Genomic DNA, 20,571 nt, shown 5'->3' with positions numbered 1-20,571 from the left:
TGTCATGACTGCCCGGAAACTTCCCTGAATACTTACAGGGAAGCGCGGCAATTAGTCTTTGCGAACCAGGTCAATGTTAATGCCTAGTGAGCGGATTTCACGCAGTAATACGTTGAAGGACTCAGGGATGCTGGCCTCCATCTTATATGCGCCGTCGACGATGTTCTTGTACATCTTGGTTCTGCCGTTTACGTCGTCTGACTTGACGGTCAGCATCTCACGCAGAGTATAGGCAGCACCGTAAGCCTCAAGGGCCCACACTTCCATTTCACCGAAGCGCTGACCACCGAACTGAGCCTTACCACCCAGTGGCTGCTGGGTAACCAGAGAGTAAGAACCGGTAGAACGTGCGTGCATCTTGTCATCCACGAGGTGGTTGAGCTTGAGCATGTACATGTAACCAACAGTTACCTTACGCTCGAAAGCACGGCCGGTAGTACCGTCAAACAGAGTCATCTGACCGGACTTAGGCAGGCCTGCCAGCTCAAGGAGCTCCTTGATGGACTCTTCAGAGGCGCCGTCGAATACAGGGGTGGCAACGGTCATACCGTCACGCAGGTTCTCAGCCAGTACATTTACTTCGTCATCAGACATGGAAGAAATGTCCACCTTCTGAGAGGTGTCGCCCAGATCGTAGATCTTCTGTAAGGTGGCGCGCAGCTCTTCCATGGCACGGTTCTCAACGATCATCCTGTCGATGAGCTGACCTATACCCTTGGCAGCAAGACCAAGGTGAACCTCAAGCACCTGACCGATGTTCATACGTGAAGGCACGCCCAGAGGGTTGAGCACGATATCTACTGGCATACCGTTCTCGTCAAATGGCATGTCCTCAATAGGGCAGATCTTGGAGATAACACCCTTGTTACCGTGACGACCGGCCATCTTGTCACCAGGCTGGATGCGGCGCTTAACAGCCAGGTATACCTTGACGATCTTCAGAACGCCTGGAGTGAGCTCATCACCGTCGGTTAACTTGTGACGGATTACGCTGAACTTCTCCTTGTACTCGGCACGGTATTCCTCAAGACGGTTGGCAATGTCTTCAAGCCAGCGGCTGGCCTGATCATCATCAACCTTCTGGCTGAAGATATCAGCATCGGTAAGCTTGTCTACCTGAGCACGGGTATAGCCGTTCTTGACCAGAATGTTACGGGCCTGACCTAACAGACCTTCGGTCAGATAGGCAAACTCTTCGTCCAGATCCTTACGTGCCTTTGCCAGCTGCATCTCTTCGATTTCGCGGGCACGGGCATCCTTCTCAACACCTTCACGGGTGAATACCTGAACGTCAACTACAGTACCGGATACACCGTTAGGTACGCGGGTGGAGCTGTCCTTAACCTCGGAAGCCTTCTCACCGAAAATGGCGCGCAGCAGCTTCTCTTCAGGGGTCAGCTGGGTCTCACCCTTAGGGGTTACCTTACCTACCAGAATGTCACCGCCTACAACCTCGGCACCGACATAAACGATACCGCTCTCGTCGAGCTTGGATAAGGCTGCCTCACCTACGTTAGGGATATCAGCAGTGATTTCCTCAGGACCGAGCTTGGTGTCGCGGGCAATACAGGAAATTTCCTGAATATGAATGGTAGTCAGACGATCCTTGGCAGCTACACGCTCAGAAACCAGGATGGAGTCTTCGTAGTTATAGCCGTTCCATGGCATGAAGGCGATACGCAGGTTCTGACCTAATGCCAGCTCACCAAGATCGGTGGAGCTGCCGTCAGCCAGTACGTCACCGGCCTGTACGCGCTCATTAATGCTTACGCATGGACGCTGGTTAATACAGGTGTTCTGGTTGGAACGGGTGTACTTGATCAGGTTGTAGATATCTACACCTGGATCGGCTACGCCCTGAACCTCATCCTCATTGACACGTACTACGATACGGTTACCGTCAACGTGCTCAATGGTACCGCCACGACGGGCAATAATGGCTACACCGGAGTCTACGGCTACGGCACGCTCCATTCCGGTACCAACGAAAGGCTTTTCAGAACGCACTGTAGGTACGGCCTGACGCTGCATGTTGGCACCCATCAGAGCACGGTTAGCGTCGTCGTGCTCAAGGAACGGAATCAGAGCAGCAGCTACGGAAATAACCTGCTGAGGAGATACGTCCATGAACTGAACATCGCTGGCGCGACGTACTGTGGACTCGCCCTTGTAACGGCACTGTACGTACTCGTCGATGATGTTGCCATTCTCGTCGAGATCGGTATTGGCCTGAGCGATAACGTACTGACCCTCATCGATAGCTGAGAGGTACTCAAAGTCCTCAGATACGTGGTTGTTGTTTACACGACGGTATGGGGTCTCAAGGAAGCCATAGTCGTTGCAGCGGGCAAACACAGCCAGAGAGTTAATCAGACCGATGTTTGGACCTTCTGGAGTCTCAATTGGACATAAACGACCGTAGTGAGTTGGGTGTACGTCTCGAACTTCGAAGCCGGCACGCTCACGGGTCAGACCGCCAGGACCAAGGGCGGAGATACGGCGCTTGTGGGTAACCTCAGATAATGGATTGTTCTGATCCATGAACTGGGATAACTGAGAAGAACCGAAGAACTCCTTGATGGCAGCGGAAATTGGCTTGGCGTTGATCAGATCCTGTGGAGAAATGCTGTCGAGGTCGCCCAGAGACAGACGCTCCTTAACGGCGCGCTCAACACGTACCAGACCGATACGGAACTGGTTTTCAGCCATTTCACCAACGCTGCGGATACGACGGTTGCCCAGGTGGTCGATATCGTCAATGGTCTCTTTACCGTTACGGATACGTACCAGGTAACGCATGACCTTGATGATGTCGTTGTGGGACAGGGTTCCGCGATACAGATCGTCCTGAAGCTTCTCCAGAACCAGCTTGGTGCCCTTGCCGGTAGTAACCTGGCCTGACAGCTGGGCAACATTGGTGGTGCGGCCCTGCAGGCGCTGCAGAGGGAGGATTACGCAGCGATCGAGATCGATGGCATCCTTGCCCTTGACAGCAATGTGTACATTCTTGAATACGAAGCGGTCAGCGGCCTTGACCATTGGGTCAGGATTGGCCTTGTAGAGCAGACCGTCGAGGAAATCGAGCAGCTTGTCAGCGCTGCGCTCAGGAGTGACATTAGGAATGCACTGAGCATCAGCCTGATCGAGATTGTTGCGGATTACGGAAATCAGCTTAGGGTAGGCAATGTAAACATTGTCATTAACTACGTAGACACCGCTCTCCTCACTGTTGAGAGCAAAGTTCTCATCAGCAAAGGCACGCTCCAGGGCGCTCTTGACACGGCCTGACTCGACAAAGCGGGAGTCAAATTTCATACGGCCTACGGAAGACAGGTCATAGCGGACCTCGTCAAAGAACAGACCGTTGAACAGGCTTTCGGCAGCTTCGCTGGTTGGTGGCTCACCTGGACGCATCATCTTGTAGATTTCAAAGAGAGCGGCCATACGATCGTCCTCATCAGAGGTCAGATCGCGGGTAGCATCGCCACGCAGGGTATCAGCAATGAAGGCGCCTTCATCAACCTGAGAGGTGAAGAGGATTTCAAACTGCTTGAGACCAAGTGAAGCCAGCTGAGGCAGCTTGTCCTGAGTAATTTCGGTGTTGGCACCCAGAACAACCTTGCCGTCCTTGTCCATGTAGTCACGGGCCAGGATCTTGCCGATCAGATACTCGGCTGGAATCTCGATGAACTTGACACCGGCCTTGTTGAGCTCACGGATGTGACGGGCAGTAATCTTCTTGCCGGACTCAACCAGAACCTTGTCCTCAAGACGGATCTCAAAGGAGGCAGTCTCACCACGCAGTCTTTCCGGAACCAGTTCCATATACAGCTTGCCATTCTTGATTTCGATGGCAACGGTATCAAAGAACATTTCCAGAATCTGCTCGGTGTTATAACCAAGAGCACGCAGTAATACAGTAGCAGGCAGCTTACGGCGACGGTCGATACGTACAAAGAGGTTGTCGCGGTGATCGAACTCGAAGTCCAGCCATGAACCACGGTAAGGGATGATACGGGCGGAGAACAGTACGCGGCCCGGATGAGTTTTACCCTTGTCGTTGTCAAAGAAGACACCTGGAGAACGGTGCAGCTGGGATACAACTACACGCTCGGTACCATTAATGATGAAGGTACCGTTATCAGTCATTAATGGGATTTCGCCCATGTAGACTTCCTGGTCGAACTTCTCCTTGACAGTCTTAGGAGCATCCTTCTCGTAGCGGATCAGAGACAGATTGACTCTGAGAGGAGCGGAGTAGGTATTACCACGAATCATGCATTCCTGCACGTTGAACTTAGGTGTACCTAACTTGAAGCTGTTGTAGCAGAGCTCGGCATTTCCCGAGTAGGACTTGATTGGGAAAACACTCTTAAAAGCAGCCACTAAACCATTTTCGTTAAGTGGATCAGAGCTGATGAATTGTTTAAAGGAATCAAGCTGAACGGCAAGAAGGTATGGAGTGTCGAGCACCTTGACTCTCTTACCAAAATCCTTACGGATACGCTTTTGCTCAGTATACGAGTAGACCATGGAATGGGGATCCTCAGGTTGATCTTTGTCGCGGTTGGCGGGCCGGTACTGCCACTGGCCCCGCCTGCTGCCGTCCGGCTGTCCTGGCAAACCAGGACCCGAACAGATAAGGCCATACCCCTGCCGACACCATAAGTGTCCGCAGGCTCAGCCTGTACGGGGAACCGGACGCGTAGCTAATCGAAACAGTCAGCTGAATGTATTAGGTTCTGCCCTGAGGGCACCACATAATCACAAACGCCGCTGTCCGGCGCATTACCATCTCAGATGGCTTTAAACTGCATAAAAATCAGTTTTACTGTCAGGCATCATCTGCTTTATATGCATCTGCTGCAAAAAGGCATCTTGCCCAGCATGTCTTTTTTCTATCTGCAGTTACACCGACAGCCGCATAAGCGGCCGCCTTATAATCTGCTGACTTGAAATCTGAATTACCTTTCTCATACGCACCGGCAATCCCAGGATACTCAGACCCTGTTAAAGATGGGCGGATATGATAATAAGGAGAATCTACCTGCATCACCCTGGCTTTCACATGCACCTGTACGTCGGATACAGACAGCATGGCAGCTGACATATGAAGCGGACATAAACCGGCCCTGTGGCGCAGTCTGGGGGGTGATGTGCACAGCATGCTGTGCGGCGATGAACACAGATCTCTGACCGTCTCATGGGACAGTACTGCCCACAGGTGCGTGATGCAGCTGCGAACTGAGCCTCTGGCTGTAGATTAATGCTGGTCTTCAGGCATGGAACCGTCTTAAGAAGACCGGGGACCGACTGGTTGAAACCGTTAAACTCCAGACTTGCTGCCTCGTCAGGCCGCCCTAGAGACCGGGGAGGTTCTCAAGGATATCTGCAGTTTTTTACAGATTGAAATTCAGTTTAAGTGGTAAAAGATAGAAGTGGCCGTATGGCCTGCAGGACATTGCATGAGATATAGATGAGCTCTCTGCTTAATCAGGTCAGAGCTGACCCTGGCACTGTCCAGATGAGTGCTGATGTCTAAACTGTCATGGCAGTTGTTGCATCATCTTTATTTTAAGGCACCGAACCCGAGCCTCATAAAATGAGAGCTCGGGCTTAAATACGGCGGATTAAAATCCGCAGGCCCGGATCGATGCATCCGGACCGGAAGAGCAGCTGTTATTACTCGATAACAACAGTAGCGCCGGCCTCTTCGAAGGACTTCTTGAGGGCCTCAGCATCTTCCTTGGAAACGCCTTCCTTGATCTTGGCTGGGGCAGACTCAACGAGGTCCTTGGCCTCCTTTAAGCCTAAGCCGGTAGCGCCACGAACAGCCTTAATAACGGCGATCTTGTTGGCACCAACGTCCTTTAAGGTTACGTCGAACTCGGTCTTCTCCTCAGCGGCAGCAGCACCACCGGCAGCTGGACCGGCAACAACGGCAGCAGCAGCGGAAACACCGAACTTCTCTTCCATTGCCTTAACGAGCTCAACAACTTCCATTACGCTCATTTCAGCAATTGCATTAATGATTTCATCCTTGGATAAAGCCATTTTAAAACTTCCTTTAAAAAATTCTGTAAAACTGGTGTCAGAAACTGATGTGACACCGCAAAAAAGCATTGGGGCATGGCCCCTTAAGGTGGGTCAGACTGAACTGATACTGCAGCTTGGCTGTCAGTGATATCAGGCAGCGCCACCCTCTGCGCCTAACTTGTCGCCTAAAGCAGCTAAAGTACGTACCAGCTTGCCAGCGGCGGCTTCCTTCATGGTAGCCATTAACTGAGCAACACCTTCCTCGTAGGTTGGTAAGGAAGCTAATACGTCGACGTCCTTGCCATCGTACAGCTGGCCTTCGAAAGCCAGAGCCTTGATGGAGAACTTGTCGTTCTGCTTGGCAAAATCCTTGAATAAGCGAGCAGCAGCACCTGGGTGCTCAAGAGATAAACCGATTAAGGTTGGGCCCTTGAACTGGTCCTTCATGCACTCAAACTCGGTGCCTTCAACGGCACGGGCAAGGAGGGTGTTACGAACAACGTGTAAGTAAACATTGTTCTCACGGGCTTCCTTGCGGAGCTTGGTCATCTGGGCTACTGGGATGCCACAAGAATCAGCGCAAACAGCTGATAATGCTTTCTTGGCAACTTCGCTAACATCAGCAACAATCTGCTTCTTGTCTTCGAGATTTAAAGCCATTTTTAGCAGTGACTCCTGGAAAGTCACAGTCTGAAAGGCCGCTCCATCCTGAATAAGATGTATTCAGAACACCAGCGGACAGACAAAACCATGACGGTTAGTCCCATTGCTGGGAATTTACCGGATATCAATTCTAAAGGAAGATTCCCATAGAGCTAATTTCCGCCTGCGCAGGATGATTAAGGATACTTCCCCCTGCGGTCTTTGGTGGGAGATAAGCTCCCGGCCAAAAACTGTAGTGCCAGTATCCAGGCACAATTCTGGCCCCGACAGGTCGGGCAAACCTGTACCCTGTCGGGGCGGGCTCAACTGCAGATACAGTCTGCAGCAGGCCTGAGCATCTTACAGCTTAATTAGCTGGCAGAACCGGAACGATCGGTCTTTAAGGTGCTCTTGTCAACGGTGATACCGCCACCCATAGTAGTGGAGATGGCAACCTTCTTGATGAAGGTACCCTTGGAGGTAGCTGGCTTGGCCTTGACGATAGCGCTTAATAAAGCGTTGAGGTTCTCGGTCAGCTGAGCTGGAGTGAAGTTGACCTTGCCGATGGAAGCCTGGATAACACCAGTCTTGTCGTTACGGTAACGAACCTGACCGGACTTGGCATTCTTAACAGCGGTAGCAACGTCCTGGGTTACGGTGCCAACCTTAGGGTTAGGCATTAAACCACGTGGACCGAGGATCTGACCTAACTGGCCTACAACACGCATGGCGTCTGGAGAGGCGATAACTACGTCAAAGTCAGACTTGCCCTGCTTGATCTCGTGAGCCAGCTCATCCATACCTACGAAGTCAGCACCGGCAGCCTTGGCCTGCTCGGCCTTCTCGCCCTGGGTGAAGACTACAACGCGAACAGTGCGGCCGGTACCGTTAGGTAATACAGTAGCACCACGGATGTTCTGGTCGGACTTGGTTGGGTCGATGCCCAGCTGAATGGCAACGTCAACAGACTCAACAAACTTGGCCTTGGCGGTCTTGATTAAGGTCTCAAAACCCTCGTTAACGTCGTACTCACGGTTGCGGTCGATGATGGAACGGATTTCCTTCATGCGCTTGGATAACTTTGCCATCTCTTACTCCTCGACCTGAATACCCATGGAACGGGCAGTGCCAGCGATAGTACGGGCAGAAGCTTCCAGATCTGCACCAGTCATGTCAGGCTCCTTGACCTTGGCGATCTCAAGGCACTGGGCCATGGTGATCTTACCGGCGATTTCCTTACCAGGCTTGTGAGAAGCGGTCTGGATGTTTAAGGCCTTCTTGATTAAGAAGGAAGCTGGTGGGGTCTTGGTGATGAAGGTGAAGGACTTGTCAGCGTAAACAGTAATTACTACTGGAACTGGAGCACCCTTCTCGAGCTTTGCAGTGTGGGCGTTGAAGGCCTTGCAGAACTCCATGATGTTAACACCATGCTGACCTAAGGCAGGACCAACTGGTGGAGCTGGATTGGCATTACCGGCGCCAACCTGCAGCTTGATATAGGCAGAAACTTTCTTTGCCATTTTTTAATAACTCTCTAATTGGGTATCGCGCGTCGCCGGCTGCCCGGCCGGGCTGCAGCAATGCTGCTGTGCCGTCGGCGCTTCCCTTATCCCCAGACCGTCAGGGCTGGCGGATTAATCAGGAAATCGTTCAGAACCATTCTGCATTGCATTCTCAAAAAATGAGATCTGCATCACAAAACAGTAAATCCTAAATATTCTACAGTATCCATTTTGTGAGATCAATAACTTTTATTAGCCTCTTTTTATAATTTTGTTAAGTTCTCACGACCCCGCCGCAGCCCCCATAACACCGCATCTCAAACACGCCATCCAGCATTCCCGCCCAGCGCAGCATATATCCAGCGCAACACACCCCATCCAGCACACGAAACAACACACGCCCCAGTCTGTTAATTGCTCCCGGCACCGGCATTTCCTGACAGCCCCTCACGACATAAATGACGCACGACCATGGCCCAGATAAAAGTAAAGGCCCGTTCACAGCAGCCGGACACCTCCAGCCAGTAAACGGACCTCTTAAAAGTGAGCCCTCAGGCCATGCTCATGCTCTGCCCATACCCGCCATGCCCTTTCTGACTTAGCAGACAAGTAAGTCCTGTTGAGCAGATGCCTGCACAGCGTGCCTCGACCTTACGGTGGCAGATGCCTGCTCAGCGTGCCCCGACCCTGCGTATGGGCAGATGCGCCTACAGCCAGTCTGGCAGTTTGCTGTTCAGGGCAGGTACACCATCTGCTGTGGTAGCCCACTGCTCCCTTATGGAGTTAAATGAGTCTTCTCCGCTGAAGAAATCAACCTGAACGTGGAAGTCGGCCTGCTCGCCTGGCCCCATCTCTCGCAGCATGCCCTGTCTGCGCATCAGATTACGGCCATCGCAGTGGCTGTTGCCCGGCTCCAGTCCCAAAGCGTAATCACGGTAGCCGCACTGCTTCCACTGAGTAAAGAAAGGCAGATTTTCAGGATCAAAGCTGACAGCCAGACCAAGATCGTGTTTAGGCTGGTAGACAGCAGCAATGGCACTGCGCCCCTCATGCCCGGCAGCTGTAGTTCCCCTGAACGAATGGTAGTAGCAGCGCTCCTGATAGTTGTGTTCTGGAGCTGTGATGACATTCCATCTGGCGGCATCACTGGCCGCAATCTCAGTACGGGGCTGATACGAAGTTGAATTAATAAACAGCCTGGTGTCCTCATCAAGCAGCGGATAGCCCATATTCATGTGGTAAAGAATCATGACCGGACATACGGTCGAGCCCGTATTGGTCACCCTGTCCTCAATGGTAAGAAAACTGCGTTCCAGTCCAACAGTGAAATGACGGCGCAGCACGGCCTTGTGATAGAAGATCTGCTCTACTCTGATAAGGGCCTCAATATGCAGGTTGCCATCTTCACCTGTCCACCAGTGCCAGCTCTCCACAGGTATATTGTCCAGATCGCCATGCAGACAGGTCTGTTCTCCGCCATCGGAACAGGCAACACCAACATTAAACAGACCACAGGTAGTAAGAAAGCCTGCATGGAAGGAACGCAGAAATGACTGGTCACCACCACCGTGCTCATAGTATTCAGGGCGGCGCAGGCCTGATGCCGACATAAATGAGCAGTTAATACCCCGGTAAGACAGACGGGCAATGCCGCAGCCGCGATCGAGCAGCACAGTAAAGTTAAGACCAAGACCGTTCTTGACCTCAAGCACTCTCATACCCTCTGCACGTCCACCGCACAGACGCTGCTCCTCAACCCCATAAAGCTGAAAAGGATGTCCACAATACGCAAGTCTGTCCATATCTCACCTGACACTTCCATGCACCAAACCAAAACAACTCCCGTGACCATAACAGCCCCGGAGCCAGCCTGAGCGACCATGACGGGCACCTGCCCAGGCCCCGGATCAAAACTCCAGGAGGGTGTTCCGCCACCCCATTAAAGGAAAAGCCGCACACCAGAGGAAAGTCTACTTACTTTCAGCGCCACATGATGTGTATAAACTCACACTTTACCGCTGCAAAATTGCAGAGCAAAACCACCATCATCTGTCAGTCACTGCCCAAAGTATATGGCCGCCTGCTCAGCCCGCCCCGCCCGGCATCCCAGGCAGACCTTGCGCCCCGTCCGTCCCAGCTTCCCCGGCAGTCTGCGTGGCACAGCTCTTCTTGCAGGCTGCATTGCTTAACTGCAGAGAGGACAACAATCACAGCTGATGCCATATACAATATAGACAGCGTCAGTTAAGTCCGTGCCAGGCGAGAGTCATTACCAGGCTGGTTGAGGCGCGTAACTGATGACAGGGCAGCCCCATCAGGCATGTACTTAAAGCAACTGAAGACCAATTATTGAACCAGGAGAAGGCCCATGATTCCACTGGCAAGAAGAGAAGCCATTCTGGCCAATTTGAAACAGGCCCCTTTTGTTTCCATTGCTGATCTTGCTTCACAGCTGGGAGTATCCCAGATGACCATACGAAGAGATTTGGGCAAGCTTGAGGCTGATGGCCTTGTAATGCAGGTAACAGGTGGAGTTCGCGCAACTAACAGACTGCATTGTGAGCCATCGCACGATGAAAAATCCCTGCTGTGCGGTATTCAGAAAGACAATATAGGTCGTGAAGCTGCAGGCATGATTCCTGAGAGCAGCTGTATTTATCTTGATGCCGGTACTACCTCTCTGGCTATGGCCAAATTCCTGTACCACCGCTCTGATTTGACAATAGTCACCAATGATCTGGTGGTTGCCCATAATCTGGCAGTTAACAGCAACAACACAGTCATTATGGTCGGCGGTCTTGTCAGAGCCCAGAACCTCTCAACTGTTGGTCATCTTGCGGTTAATACCCTGGATGGACTGTCACTTGATATGGCCTTTTTGTCAGCCTCGTCCTTTGACAGCCGGGGTATTACCACTCCTGATCCGGACAAGGTACCGGTAAAGCAGCATGTAGCTCGCATGGCAAGACAGCGCTACCTTATCTGCGACTCAAGCAAATACGGTCAGGTAGCAACCTATATAGCTGTACCGGCAGGTATGATTAACATGATCATTACTGATGCTGCTCTGAGCGATTCAGGGCGCAATGCCCTGCTCAAGGCCGGCTGCGACCTGATTATGGTGCCCTTCAACTGACCGCCATGGGCTGCAACCCAGCCCCTGCCGTCACAACCGGGCAGACGCCGCAGCTGACAGGTGTGCCAGCTGCAGCCGCTGATGCTGCAGTAGCCGCCGCAGCAGCTGCTGGCATCACCCCATGCATAAAGAAAAAGCCAGGCTCGACCATTGCTGGTCTGCCTGGCTTTATTTTTTGCAGATGAGATAAGCTGTAAGACGCTTAATACTTCCGTATGTATTTTGTAAACTGACTTTGGGACTTTATATTATGGACGACTGCCAGCATGCAACCACAATGTTTGGGGCGTTTTACCATATGGCAGCTCTGACGCTGACAGAAGATGTCTCACACGAAGCCACTGCAGGTAACTCATACGGGGTCAAAGCATTTTGTCAGTCAGAAGTGCGTCCTGCAGTAAACGGATTGGTTGCAAAGCTGAAGTAACCACGCTGACGCATCAGCTCACGGCGCAGCTGAGGGTGAGACTCAAACTTGTCGCGTCCGTGGAGCCAGAACCAGTTGTTGATAAGCAGGAACTGACCTACAGGTACAGGGAAGGAAAGCTTTGCAGGACTGTTTTCAAGGGAGTCACCCATGTCGGCAAGCCATGTACCCTCTTCAAAGTCCTTTGGCTGAGCAAACTGATCGATGTAGAGCATTACAGGGCGACCCTCGTTATCTACTTCAAAGACCGGATGATAAACAGGTGCTCTTACATTCTTGCTTGGAGGAGCAGACCACTTGATTGGACGGCGGGCCAGCGGATTGCTGAAGAAGCGGCCGAGGTCTTCCCAGTCATCCACGTGCAGCAGGGTTGAGTCGCCACCGACCATGTTCTGCTCGTCTATCTTATACATGAGCACATAATCTGTAGGCTCATTGACGTAGGTACCGTCATTGTGCAGCTCCAGAGGCTTGCGAGGCTGGCGCAGATAACTGTCAGAGTTGTCGGTGTTGACCACAGCCCAGCGGGCATAGAAGGTGCCGGTCATGGCATCGAAGTTGGAACGGCCGATAAGGTGAACAAAGGCCGTAGCAATCTTGACCATGTCATCGCCCTGCTCAGCTCTGCAAATACCCTGAGGGTTAACCAGCAGAGCTCCATGCTGACGATCTACCAGACTTTTCATCAGAACATCGCGCAGCTTGCCCTCACACAGATTGTTTAAAATCTGAGCGGCACGGAAACGCAGAAATGACTTGTACTCCAAAGCCTGAATTGGATAACGCTCCATCTCCTTGAGATAGGAAGCAACAACACTCTCTTTAAACTCTACCTGCAGCAGACGAGGTGAAATAGCTGACGGGGTGACGCTGAACTGTTCACACTGGAAAACTGGCTGAGACATAGACCCTCTCCTGGTAAATTTTCTGAGTTTTGAACTCACCAACTAAACTTTATTGAGCCTTTAATGCTCCCGGATCTCTTCAAACTGCAACTCATCATGTTGCTGATACAGGCAGGACTTCCTTATGTTCTGTCTGCTGAACTTTACATGTTTGACTGACTTAAGATTTCTGATTTAACTGACTGTCTGTTATGACTTGACCGGTACATATACAGCTGGTCGCGATGCAGCTGGCGTCCGATGCTGCCGCTTGCTGCGTAACACGAACCCGCTCGAACAGGCGGTTGATGCTGCCGCTTGCTGCGCAGCTGGCACCTGTTGATGCGCTGCTCAATGTGCAGACGGCTCTGTCGCTGCATAAGCACGATGACGTGTATGCTGCACTGGCTGCAAGCTATACAGCCTGACTTGAGGACTGGGCAATCATTTCGTCTACCTGCTCAAGGATATGACGGCCAATAGGCAGGGCTGATGTTGCTGCCGGACTTGGAGCATTGCAGACATTAACGCTGCGTCTGGTCTTAACGAAGATAAAGTCCTCAATAAGCCTGCCATCGTTGCTCACTGCCTGAGCACGAACACCAGCCGGATAAGGCAGGAGATCATCTTTTTTGATAACAGGGCAGTACTTGTTCACCAGCTTGAGATAGCCGCTTTTGAACAGCGAGTTCTTCATCTCGGAAAGACCGGCTCTGAAGTGGGTGCGCAATACCTTGCGTATGCCTGGGTGAGCGGCCATCTGAGCCATCTCAAGAAAGCACATGTCTGTCTTCTTATAGCCCTCACGAATAAAGGCCAGCACGGCATTTGGTCCTACAGTGACACTGCCGTCAATCATGCGCGTCAGATGTACACCAAGGAAAGGCATGGAAGGATCAGGCACAGGATAGATAAGGTGCTTGACCACCTGGTTGTACTTTGGCGCCAGACGGTAGTACTCACCACGGAAAGGACAGATAACAAAATCAGGTTCAATGCAGAGCATTTTGACTACGCGATCTGACATCAGTCCCGGGCAGCTGATAAGGTAGCGGGCCGCAAAACGTCCTCTGGTGGTTTTTATCTGCACATGATCGGAATACTCACCAAGCTCAAATACCTCAGCCCCAAGACAGATCTTTCCTCCCTTCTCCTCAAAGCGTCTGCCCATTACCCTGGTAACTTCCCTGTAGCTGACAATGCCACTTGAAGGGAAATAGATTCCGCCCAGTCCCACAATATTGGGCTCACGTTCCCTAAGCTGCGCAGCATCCAGACGATAGCGCTCCAGACCGTTGGCTTCAGTGCGCGTCCACAGAGCCTCCATGCGCTCCATTTCCAGCTCGTTGGTGGCTACCAGCAGTTTGCCGCAGATGTCGTATTTGATACCGTTGTTGTCGCAGAACTCCCGGGTCAGCCTGTTGCCCTCATAGCAAAAGCGGGCCTTGAGAGTATTCGGGGTGTAATAGACTCCGGCGTGAATAACACCACTGTTATGTCCAGTCTGATGTTCGGCAAGGCCATTTTCTTTCTCCAGGACCACCACTGAAGCATCAGGCAGCTTTTCCTTGAGTTGCATGGCTACGGACATGCCAATAATGCCGCCACCTATAATTGCAAAGTCGTACACTTGAGATTCCTTTGTTATGTCCTGCACATACTGAGACAGGACAGTAATTCACCGCATATTAATGGCTGCCCTGCAGGTCCGTGTATGACCTGAAGCTCTGGCCATGACAGCTGTGCTGTCATGGCCATTCTGTCAGCCCGGCAAGGCCCGCAGGACCGGCATCGCCGGCGGTCTGCCCGGCAAGGGCAGCTGTATCGGCATCGCCGGCGGCCGGCCTGGCAGCCTTTGTTGTGACCTCCTGCGTTTATCAGCCACGCTGGAGTTCAAGCTCGGTCTTCTTTGGAATGTTGATGGCTACAAAGAAGCATGCAACGAGGAAGACCATGATGTAGACAAAGTAAGCCCATTCCGGTATGCCCAGGGTTGCAATCTGCTCCTGGCCGTCAACTACTTCAGTTCCGTATGGGCCACCCTGCTTAAACCACAGAGCCACACTTGGAACGGTACCGCCAAACATGGCAACACCAATGGCATATGGGAATGAGGTACCCAGAGCTCTGACCTTTTCAGGGAAGAGCGTAGCTTTGGCTACACCTGAAATTGAGGTGTAGAAGCCGGTAACAATAAGACCGATGCAGGCAAGAGCAAAGGCGATAAAAGGACTGTTCCAGCCGGCAGGTCCTGCGTTGATAATGCCGCTCATCAGAGGGAACACTGTGATAAAACCAACTGCCGAGAAAATAGCCAGCATCTTTCTTACGCCTATGCGGTCACCCAGCATACCCATGAATGGCTGAATAAACATACCAAAAGCAAGTAACAGCAAGGACAGGAAGCGGGCGGTCTGAGAGTCAAATCCGGCGCTCTTTTCAAGGAAGGTATTCATATAGGCAGTGAAGTTGTAGTAGCACATGGAGCCGGTAGCACTTAGGCCAAATACCAGCAGACAGTACTTTCTGTACTCCCACAGGGTCTTGAGAGTACCTTTGCTCTCATCCTCAACATTAAGTTCCTGAGCACTCTCATGCATCTTGCGGCGCAGGAAAATAGATCCCAGAGCGAGAATACCGGCAAAGACAAAGAGATAACGCCATGCATAATCCTTCATGTTCTGCTCGCCAAATATTTCAACTGCGCCCCATACACAGGCCAGAGCAGCAAACTGGGCAGCAATAAGAGTTACATACTGTAAGGACGAGAAGAAACCACGGTTACCAGGGGTGGACATCTCAGAAATATAAGTAGCAACAAGGCCACCCTCACCGCCTACGGAAATACCCTGAATCATGCGCACCAGAGTCAGAAGCAGCAGCGCCCATGCGCCTATGGACTCCTGAGATGGAATGGCGGCAATCATGAAATTGCCCAGAGACATCATGATGATGGCATAAATCATGGTCTTCTGACGTCCTATGCGATCAGCCATGGAACCAAATACCAGACTGCCTATAGGGCGCATAAAGAAGCCAATGGAGAACACACCAAAGGTAATGATAAGGCCCATGATGTCATCACTGGTCTGAGTGAAGTGATGGGTAAAGTATTTGGCAAGTGAGATGTAGATATAGAAATCAAACCACTCCACAAAGTTACCGGAGCTTGCCGCCAGAATCGACTTGACGCGATCTGAGGTGCTTAGGGTTACAGTCTCAGTTCTCACTGTCGTCTCCTTAATGTTTCCTGTTCATTTAACAGACAAGTACCGTCTGACCGCATCAACAGAAGCACAAAACTGCGGACAGACGCGGCAGTACTCAAGGTACTGCACTGTTAAAAGTGTTCCGGTGCAAACGCTTAAAACACCGGGCTCATACCTCAGTTTGCTGACAGAAATCTGTACCTCTTATGGATACACGCGCAGGGCTACAGCCCCATAACACCGGCTGTAATCTGGTACAGACTGAATATTTGCAAAGTACAAGGCAGGCAAATTCAAACCATGAAAAACATGACTTAAGAATAGGCAAAGGAATACAGACAGACAAACACAAATTATGAGCTGCATCACGTAAAAACCGCTTTTGTACCTTATTTGGCGTATGGCCGTGAGTCTGATCACATGAGTGCACTGTTTGGAAAAGGCGGTGTTTTATCACGGTATCTGTGAGTAATTTTTTCGCGCCACAGCACCAGTACAAAAGCGATAAATAAGCGGTTGTTAACTAAGACCTCCAAATACTGCACAAGGAGCATGCGCTGGACATGGTACTTTACATGGCAGGTCACTAAGACTTTTGACTGGATAAGAGTGCTGTAGCGTGTGGAGATAGCGTCCTTGAGGTATTTTTGGAAGGGTTTACCGGTATTTCTCGGTGAAAATGCGGGGCACGCCTTGTTTTGGCGCAATACAGGCTTTTCAATAATTTTTACTGATACCGTTTGACAGCCATGTGCGCAGCACACATGACCGGAGTCGCAAAAATAAGAGCACATGGTCAAAATACTGCAGTTTCAGCAGTAAATAAGGGCACAGTCTCAGCAAGCAACGCCAATATTGCGCAGCTTCTCACCACACAAAACTCATTACCTGCCTGCAGCAGCCTGCAACAACAGTCTAAAACCCCGCCTGCAGCGGCAGCTGAGGCTACAGCTGCGGCTGCAGGTGCGGCTGAGGCTCCAACAATGCCCACTTTAAATCCGCCTGATGCAGCCCATCACCCCATGCAGCATGCTCCGCATGTTCAGTAGAACAGTCCCCCACGAAATAAGACGTGCACATACATATCAGAGCTGCGCAACTGAGCAGCACAACCGGGCTGCATAACCGAACCGCACAACAAGCATGATATTACATAAGGATTTATAAAGCGTTACTGCGTGTGGTTATTCAGGCAATGCAAGTTTATGGAGCTGCAATAATCACTTTTATTTTGTTCATGCCAGGTAACAGTAGTTCTTTTGAATGTTCAGGTACTGACGGTACCAGTCAGATTCCATATCGTATGCAAAACACTTTACAAAATATTATCAGACGCATCAGTCTCTAAAAAGACCGGAACGTCAACTGCTGCTCTGACTGCATGGATTTATTGTTTTGCAGATTCGATTAGATTAGATTAGCTGCACTGGTGATAATGCTTTAGTCTTTATTTTGTAAAGTGTATTACTGTAGAAGTGCTGTGCGTGCGGAAAAGTAATGTGATGACGGTTGCATAAGCCGCAATACAGGGTGATATCTGTCTTGAAAATATGCCTTGTTGGTTTATCTCTGTCCCTGGCAGGTCTTAAGGTGCTCTGATTGTCGGCACATGATGAAGACCGACTCATCTATATAACCGTTCTCAGTTCTGTAAGATTGCAGAACAGATCGATCATGAGCTTACCGTCTACATATGCGTGACCGATGTCATCGACAATCAACAGCTTACTGCAGTAAAGCATCTGCTCAGAGCAAAGGCTGGTCCCATAACGCTGCCGGATCAGCTGCAGTTTGGAATACAAATCCCTGGCATTAATGAATAAGGTATAGTATCCTTTGTAAATGGCAGTTCTACCAAATTCAATGGCCAGCAGGGTTTTTCCAAGACCAGGAGGCCCCTGCAGTACTACACTATAGCCCTGGTTAATCCAGTCGCCTTGTGCCAGTAGCTTCACAAGTTCAATATCGGTACAGCAATCATTAGAATTGAACCCGGATGCCGCAAAGCCTTTTGGCAGACCTGCCTTATTAAACCTGTCTACTATGCCATGGCAACAGGCACCCCCTATTCTTTTGTACAGGAAGCCTGATTAGTCAATCGGCCATCTCCCTCCCAATACCCCTCTTTGATTTCCCCGACATTCAGCTTTTAACGATGCACTCAGCGGCCGCCAAACGGCTGCAAATATCGAATCTTCCCCGTCAAGGCACGCCCCCTTACTAAGCAGATCTTGCTCAGCAGTTTCGACATACCCAGCAGAACCTCAAAGCATGACAGCGTGCAAAGTGGCTGTTAAAGGTATATGACTGAAAATGTCAAAGGCTGTAATCCTGCTTCACTAAAGCGATAGAAGGTAACAGGATTTGTGATTAGAAAGGAAATGGAAGTGCAGACGTAAGCTGGGAAATATGCAGGACAGCAGAGTCTGAGTTGCGCGCTGCCATTCTGGAAGAATAGATGGCAATGGCTGGATGAGGAGTGGCAAGGCTGGATGAGGAGTGGGTAAGGCTGGATGAGGAGTGGATAAGACTGAATGAAGCGAGGGAAATGGCTGTCTGCCTGTGATGCAGACACTATTATGCTGAAGCGCAGCGTATGAGGAGCATGGCAAAATGCCTGTGCAGGAGGGAAATGATCTGGGCGGTGATGCGGGGAACGAAGCTGACCTGAGGCCTGAAAAGGTCATTGTGCTGTGGTGCACTTGCGGAGCTCTGAAGAAAATTCAGGGCTGAACTGCTCAGTGGCACATTGCACTCATCTGCAAATAAGCATAAAAAAGGATGACTCCGATAAGGGGTCATCCTTTTTTACAGTGAAAGAAAGTCACAGCCTGGAGGGTTGCTGGAACCTGCCGGTTCAGCCCTGGGCAATACGGAGCTTACTCCGTATAAGCTTAGACTTCCTTTTCTACCTGGCCAAATTCGAGCTCTACAGGGGTAGCGCGGCCGAAAATGGCAATGGAAACAGTCAGGCGGCTCTTTTCGTAGTCAACGCTCTCAACGGTACCGGAGAAGTCCTTAAAGGCGCCTTCGGTAGCACGAACCTGCTCGCCAACCTCAAAGAGGGTCTTAGGACGTGGAGCCTCAGAGGTCTCTCTTAAGCGGTTGAGAATACGCTCGGCCTCAATTTTGGAGATTGGCAGAGGACGCTCTGGAGTGCCGCCGATGAAGCCCAGCACGCGCTCGGTGTGCTTAACCAGCTGCCATGAATCAGAGGTCATCTTCATCTCGACCATGACATAGCCTGGGAAGAACTTGCGTTCACTGTCACGGCGCTTGCCGTCCTTGATATCCTTAACCTTCTCGCGTGGTACCAGGATCTCACCGAAGTAGTCTTCCATCTGGTGAATCTTGATACGCTCTGCCAGAGTCTGGGCAACGCGCTGCTCGTAGCCGGAGAAAGCCTGGATAAAGTACCAGCGCATTTCAACTTCGCTTGGATCCATTGGCTCAAGCTTCTTGACCGGACCCTTTAAGTTGATGGCAGCCTTCTTCTTGTCACGGGCAGTCTTCTTATCTTTTTCAACCTTGCTCTGCTCTTCTTCAGCAGCGGCGGTCTCTTCGGCAGATAAGAATGGGGCGTCGGAGGAAGCCTCGTCATCAGATAAGAAAGGAGCATCATCAGCAGCTGCAGCATTCTGCTCTACAGCCTGCATCTGCTCATTTGCCTGCTCAGCGGCCTGCTCTTCAACCTTGTTTTCTAAATCGGACATCTGAGATTACCCTGTAAATTTAGACTGTAATTAAGCGCACTATCTGTAAGAAAGCCAGATCACAGACGTACAAGAACAGACTTACGGCAACTACGGCAACGAATACGATTGCAGTGGTCTGCATGGCCTCATTACGGGCCGGCCACACTACCTTGCGCAGCTCGGTGTAGGAGTCACGGCCGAAGGTCAGAAGCTTTCTGCCCTTTTCAGTAAAGAGAGTTACGGCAAGACCGGCCAGAATGGTAACGATCACAATGGCTACACGGCCCAGACGCTCAAGGGAGCCCTCATCGAGCATAACGTATCTGGTGTAGTAGTAGTTACCACCAATAGCGGCTACCAGCAGAGCTAAGGAGACGAACCATAAGAACATGTCCTTGCCACGGGAGCCGGTTTCAACCTGCCTGGCCTTCTTAGTGTCGACCTTCTTAACCTCATTCTTTTTGGCTTCGGCTACTTTAAGATCGGTCTTTTTGTTCTTTGCAGCAGCATTTGCTGTCTTGTCTTTTTTGGTAACAGCGCCACCTGGCTGCTTACCATTCTTAGTTTCGCTCATCTGAAAATTCCTGACGGAAACGTCATAACTGGTCGCCTGACCGGCCTTTTATCTCAATGACCTCCTGGCAGTCATGCCCAAACGCTGTGAGTCTGAGTGACTGAACCCGGGCCGGCAGAGGTGAAAGATCAATCTTCCAAAGCCCTAAAAAATACCTGATCCCATACCAATAGTCAACCTGAAAGGGCAATTTGGCGGGCTTTTTCATGCTGATTTCAGCCTTTGGGTCCGCTGTAAGGCAAAGTGAAAACAGGACATATCAGGGGCGGAAAATTCATGGCCATAAGGCGATAAAAAAACCGCAGTATCAGATGATAACTGCGGCTTTTTTCAGTCAGTCAAAGCTGACTGGAGCATTCATTACCTGAGGTAACAATTACTCGATGATGCTGCCTACAACACCGGCGCCTACGGTACGGCCACCCTCACGGATAGCGAAGCGCTCACCAGCGGCCATGGCTACTGG

Annotated in this window: 15 protein-coding genes; 1 reads left to right on the top strand and 14 read right to left on the bottom strand. The window is 51.0% G+C overall.

Annotated features, from left to right (window positions below; all coding sequences use genetic code 11):
- Nucleotides 1-51 precede the first annotated feature (51 nt).
- The 7 genes from rpoB to MXE41_RS11310 form a co-directional block, all read right to left on the bottom strand.
- The gene (rpoB, locus tag MXE41_RS11340; protein ID WP_246978786.1) at nucleotides 52-4,533 is read right to left on the bottom strand and encodes a DNA-directed RNA polymerase subunit beta; all 4,482 of its coding nucleotides are present in this window, start codon (nucleotides 4,531-4,533) and stop codon (nucleotides 52-54) included.
- 301 nt (nucleotides 4,534-4,834) lie between these two features.
- Nucleotides 4,835-5,110, bottom strand: coding sequence for a hypothetical protein (locus MXE41_RS11335; protein WP_247100568.1), 276 nt, complete (start codon nucleotides 5,108-5,110; stop codon nucleotides 4,835-4,837).
- 572 nt (nucleotides 5,111-5,682) lie between these two features.
- A complete protein-coding gene (gene rplL / locus MXE41_RS11330) occupies nucleotides 5,683-6,054 on the bottom strand; it encodes a 50S ribosomal protein L7/L12 (RefSeq protein ID WP_246978787.1) in 372 nt (123 codons plus the stop codon).
- A 132-nt stretch (nucleotides 6,055-6,186) separates the two neighbouring features.
- Nucleotides 6,187-6,696 (bottom strand): 50S ribosomal protein L10, encoded by a 510-nt coding sequence (gene rplJ / locus MXE41_RS11325; protein WP_246978788.1) that lies wholly within the window; start codon nucleotides 6,694-6,696, stop codon nucleotides 6,187-6,189.
- Between the two features lie 353 nt (nucleotides 6,697-7,049).
- Nucleotides 7,050-7,766, bottom strand: coding sequence for a 50S ribosomal protein L1 (gene rplA, locus MXE41_RS11320; protein ID WP_246978789.1), 717 nt, complete (start codon nucleotides 7,764-7,766; stop codon nucleotides 7,050-7,052).
- 3 nt (nucleotides 7,767-7,769) lie between these two features.
- Nucleotides 7,770-8,198 (bottom strand): 50S ribosomal protein L11, encoded by a 429-nt coding sequence (rplK, locus tag MXE41_RS11315; RefSeq protein ID WP_246978790.1) that lies wholly within the window; start codon nucleotides 8,196-8,198, stop codon nucleotides 7,770-7,772.
- Between the two features lie 689 nt (nucleotides 8,199-8,887).
- On the bottom strand, nucleotides 8,888-9,982 hold the full coding sequence (locus MXE41_RS11310) for a DUF4432 family protein (protein WP_247100567.1): 1,095 nt from the start codon (nucleotides 9,980-9,982) through the stop codon (nucleotides 8,888-8,890).
- A 566-nt stretch (nucleotides 9,983-10,548) separates the two neighbouring features.
- On the opposite strand from MXE41_RS11310, the gene MXE41_RS11305 reads away from it, so the two are divergent.
- A complete protein-coding gene (locus MXE41_RS11305) occupies nucleotides 10,549-11,316 on the top strand; it encodes a DeoR/GlpR family DNA-binding transcription regulator (protein ID WP_247100566.1) in 768 nt (255 codons plus the stop codon).
- A 375-nt stretch (nucleotides 11,317-11,691) separates the two neighbouring features.
- On the opposite strand, the gene glaH is transcribed toward MXE41_RS11305, so the two are convergent.
- From glaH to MXE41_RS11270, 7 genes are all read right to left on the bottom strand, one after another.
- Nucleotides 11,692-12,648: a glutarate dioxygenase GlaH gene (glaH, locus tag MXE41_RS11300; RefSeq protein ID WP_247100565.1), complete on the bottom strand. Its 957-nt coding sequence runs from the start codon at nucleotides 12,646-12,648 to the stop codon at nucleotides 11,692-11,694.
- A 394-nt stretch (nucleotides 12,649-13,042) separates the two neighbouring features.
- Complete coding sequence (lhgO, locus tag MXE41_RS11295) at nucleotides 13,043-14,257, bottom strand: L-2-hydroxyglutarate oxidase (protein WP_247100564.1); 1,215 nt, start codon at nucleotides 14,255-14,257, stop codon at nucleotides 13,043-13,045.
- Nucleotides 14,258-14,504: 247 nt separating this feature from the next.
- Entirely contained in the window at nucleotides 14,505-15,857 is a 1,353-nt protein-coding gene (locus MXE41_RS11290) for an MFS transporter (protein WP_246978795.1), read from the bottom strand.
- 1,607 nt (nucleotides 15,858-17,464) lie between these two features.
- The gene (locus MXE41_RS11285; protein WP_348647434.1) at nucleotides 17,465-17,800 is read right to left on the bottom strand and encodes an ATP-binding protein; all 336 of its coding nucleotides are present in this window, start codon (nucleotides 17,798-17,800) and stop codon (nucleotides 17,465-17,467) included.
- Between the two features lie 930 nt (nucleotides 17,801-18,730).
- Complete coding sequence (nusG, locus tag MXE41_RS11280; RefSeq protein ID WP_246978799.1) at nucleotides 18,731-19,282, bottom strand: transcription termination/antitermination protein NusG; 552 nt, start codon at nucleotides 19,280-19,282, stop codon at nucleotides 18,731-18,733.
- 286 nt (nucleotides 19,283-19,568) lie between these two features.
- Complete coding sequence (secE, locus tag MXE41_RS11275) at nucleotides 19,569-20,105, bottom strand: preprotein translocase subunit SecE (protein ID WP_246978796.1); 537 nt, start codon at nucleotides 20,103-20,105, stop codon at nucleotides 19,569-19,571.
- Between the two features lie 376 nt (nucleotides 20,106-20,481).
- Nucleotides 20,482-20,571: hypothetical protein (locus MXE41_RS11270; RefSeq protein WP_247100573.1), on the bottom strand; the 90-nt coding region annotated here is incomplete at its 5' end.

Source organism: Anaerobiospirillum sp. NML120449, assembly GCF_023051105.1.
Lineage (GTDB): Bacteria > Pseudomonadota > Gammaproteobacteria > Enterobacterales > Succinivibrionaceae > Anaerobiospirillum.
This window is presented reverse-complemented; position numbering and strand designations above follow the sequence as displayed.

Bases quoted from the DNA above. Each gene is read 5' to 3' on its own strand.
- rpoB (WP_246978786.1), bottom strand. From the start codon at position 4,533: ATGGTCTACTCGTATACTGAGCAAAAGCGTATCCGTAAGGATTTTGGT.
- MXE41_RS11335 (WP_247100568.1), bottom strand. From the start codon at position 5,110: ATGTCAGCTGCCATGCTGTCTGTATCCGACGTACAGGTGCATGTGAAA.
- rplL (WP_246978787.1), bottom strand. From the start codon at position 6,054: ATGGCTTTATCCAAGGATGAAATCATTAATGCAATTGCTGAAATGAGC.
- rplJ (WP_246978788.1), bottom strand. From the start codon at position 6,696: ATGGCTTTAAATCTCGAAGACAAGAAGCAGATTGTTGCTGATGTTAGC.
- rplA (WP_246978789.1), bottom strand. From the start codon at position 7,766: ATGGCAAAGTTATCCAAGCGCATGAAGGAAATCCGTTCCATCATCGAC.
- rplK (WP_246978790.1), bottom strand. From the start codon at position 8,198: ATGGCAAAGAAAGTTTCTGCCTATATCAAGCTGCAGGTTGGCGCCGGT.
- MXE41_RS11310 (WP_247100567.1), bottom strand. From the start codon at position 9,982: ATGGACAGACTTGCGTATTGTGGACATCCTTTTCAGCTTTATGGGGTT.
- MXE41_RS11305 (WP_247100566.1), top strand. From the start codon at position 10,549: ATGATTCCACTGGCAAGAAGAGAAGCCATTCTGGCCAATTTGAAACAG.
- glaH (WP_247100565.1), bottom strand. From the start codon at position 12,648: ATGTCTCAGCCAGTTTTCCAGTGTGAACAGTTCAGCGTCACCCCGTCA.
- nusG (WP_246978799.1), bottom strand. From the start codon at position 19,282: ATGGATCCAAGCGAAGTTGAAATGCGCTGGTACTTTATCCAGGCTTTC.
- secE (WP_246978796.1), bottom strand. From the start codon at position 20,105: ATGAGCGAAACTAAGAATGGTAAGCAGCCAGGTGGCGCTGTTACCAAA.